Consider the following 2528-nt stretch of genomic DNA (forward strand, 5'->3'; position numbering starts at 1 on the left):
GCCCTTCGACAACGTGCCCGGTGAGGCACTGGCGGAGGATACGAGATTCGAACTCGTGAGGGGTTGCCCCCAACACGCTTTCCAAGCGTGCGCCCTAGGCCTCTAGGCGAATCCTCCGCCGGAGACATTACATGACCGGAAGGGGTGCTCGCGAACTCGTTCCCCACGGCTCTGAGCATGTACTCTGTGCGGAGCCCCTCACGTGGCGCTATCTGACTGAACTCCCCCAGGGCCGGAAGGCAGCAAGGGTAGGTCGGCTCTGGCGGGTGCGTGAGGGGCGCTTGCGTTCCCGGGCGGGGCTGGTTGTCAGTGGGCGCCTATAACCTCGTATGCGTGTCGTCTCTCGCGCTGTACCGCCGCTATCGCCCGGAGTCGTTCGCCGAGGTCATTGGGCAGGAGCATGTCACTGCCCCGTTGCAGCAGGCCTTGCGGAACAACCGGGTCAATCACGCGTACCTGTTCAGCGGTCCGCGCGGCTGCGGCAAGACCACCAGCGCGCGGATCCTGGCCCGCTGCCTGAACTGTGAGCAAGGCCCTACCCCCGACCCGTGCGGGGAGTGCCAGTCCTGCCGCGACCTCGCGCGCAACGGGCCGGGGTCGATCGATGTCATCGAGATCGACGCGGCGTCGCACGGTGGTGTGGACGACGCGCGTGAGCTGCGCGAGAAGGCGTTCTTCGGGCCCGCGAGCAGCCGCTACAAGATCTACATCATCGACGAGGCCCACATGGTCACGTCGGCGGGGTTCAACGCGCTCCTGAAGGTCGTCGAGGAGCCGCCGGAGCACCTGAAGTTCGTTTTCGCCACCACTGAGCCCGAGAAGGTCATCGGGACCATCCGGTCGCGGACCCATCACTACCCGTTCCGGCTCGTGCCGCCGGGGACCTTGCGCGACTACCTGGGCGAGGTGTGCGCCAAGGAGGACATCCCCATCGAGGACGGGGTGCTGCCCCTCGTGGTGCGTGCGGGCGGCGGGTCCGTGCGTGACTCCATGTCCGTCATGGATCAGCTTCTCGCCGGTGCCGGCGATGAGGGTGTGACGTATGCCATGGCCACCGGGCTGCTGGGCTACACGGAAGGGTCGCTGCTCGATTCCGTCGTCGAGGCCTTCGCCACCGGGGACGGCGCCGCCGCTTTCGAGGTCGTCGACCGGGTCATCGAAGGCGGAAACGACCCACGGCGATTCGTCACCGATCTGCTGGAGCGCCTGCGGGATCTGGTGATCCTCGCCGCCGTTCCGGACGCCGTCGAGAAGGGGCTCATCGACGCCCCGGCTGACGTCGTCGAGCGAATGCAGGCCCAGGCCGGCACGTTCGGCGCGGCCGAGCTCAGCCGCGCCGCCGACCTGGTCAACGAGGGGCTGACGGAGATGCGCGGCGCCAACTCGCCGCGGCTGCAGTTGGAGCTGATCTGCGCGCGCGTGCTGCTGCCGGCCGCGTACGACGACGAGCGTTCCGTCATGGCGCGCCTCGATCGGCTCGAGCGTGGTGGCGTGTTCACGCCGGGCGGGCCGGTGTCCGGTGCCGGGGCTGCCATGGCGTACGTTCCCGGGGCCGATCCGCATGCCGCCCCCGGGGCCTTCGGGGCTCCCGCGGCTGGTGGGGCTCCTGGAGCGACTGGGGGCGTGCCTGGGGGCGTGCATGGTGGCCTGCCCGGTGCCGGTGCCGGTGCCGGTGCCGGTGCGGGCGCTGGTGCTGGTGCTGGTGTCGGTGCGGGCGCCGGTGCCGGTGCCGGTGCCGGTGCGGGCGCAGGTGCTGGTGCTGGTGTCGGTAGCGGTGCCGTGGCGCCCGGTGGCGGGCCCGCCGCTGCTCGGGCCGCTGTACGCGATGGGGCCGTGTCGAGTCATGGGGGGGAGCGGGGTTCTGCCTCTGGCCCTGCCGCCGCTCCTGCTCCTGCCCCTGCTGCTACTTCTCGCTCTGTCTCTGCTCCTGCCCCTGCTTCCGCGTCATCCGCCTCGGATGTCTCCGGGGCCGACGCTCAAGGCGCCGCCGGTGCCTGGCCCACCGCTGCCCCCGCGGGCGGCGGGCGTCGGCCGGGTGGCTGGCCCACGGCCGCTCCGGCGGGAGGTGAGGGCGGGGCCGCTCGTTCGCAGGCCCGGGCCGCCGCGCCCCAGTCGGCCGCCCCGCCGCAGGCCGCCGCGCCGCCGCCTCCCGGCGTGCCCGATCCCCGTACGCTCTGGCCGAACATCCTGGAAGTGGTGAAGAACAAGCGCCGCTTCACCTGGATCCTGCTCAGCCAGAACGCACAGGTCACAGGCTTCGACGGGGCCACCTTGCAACTCGGTTTCGTCAACGCGGGCGCGCGCGACAACTTCGTGAGCAGCGGCAGCGAGGACGTACTGAAGGCGGCCCTGCACGAACAGTTCGGCGTGCAGTGGAAGATCGACGCGGTCGTCGACGCCGCGGGCGGCGGTTCCGCCCCGCCCCCGCCCTCCGGCGGCGGAGGAGGCGGGTACGGGGCGGGGCCGTCCGGTTCCGTGTCGGGCGCCTACGCCCAGCAGGGTCCGGGCGGCGCAGGCTCGTCCGGCCC

The 2528-nt window shown here is 71.4% G+C and carries 1 protein-coding gene, 1 tRNA gene and 1 other RNA gene; 2 read left to right on the forward strand and 1 reads right to left on the reverse strand.

The genetic code is table 11. The annotated features are described in order from the left end of the window. Positions 1 to 29: 29 nt before the first annotated feature. Positions 30 to 117, reverse strand: a tRNA-Ser gene (locus OFY01_RS16080). 72 nt (positions 118 to 189) lie between these two features. Here OFY01_RS16080 and ffs point away from each other — a divergent pair. Then, positions 190 to 288: signal recognition particle sRNA small type (gene ffs / locus OFY01_RS16085), an RNA gene on the forward strand. 45 nt (positions 289 to 333) lie between these two features. Then, the coding region (locus OFY01_RS16090) for a DNA polymerase III subunit gamma and tau (RefSeq protein WP_266600459.1) at positions 334 to 2528 on the forward strand (2195 nt) is incomplete at its 3' end.

It is taken from the genome of Streptomyces beihaiensis (assembly GCF_026274175.1).
Taxonomy (GTDB): Bacteria; Actinomycetota; Actinomycetes; order Streptomycetales; family Streptomycetaceae; genus Streptomyces; species Streptomyces beihaiensis.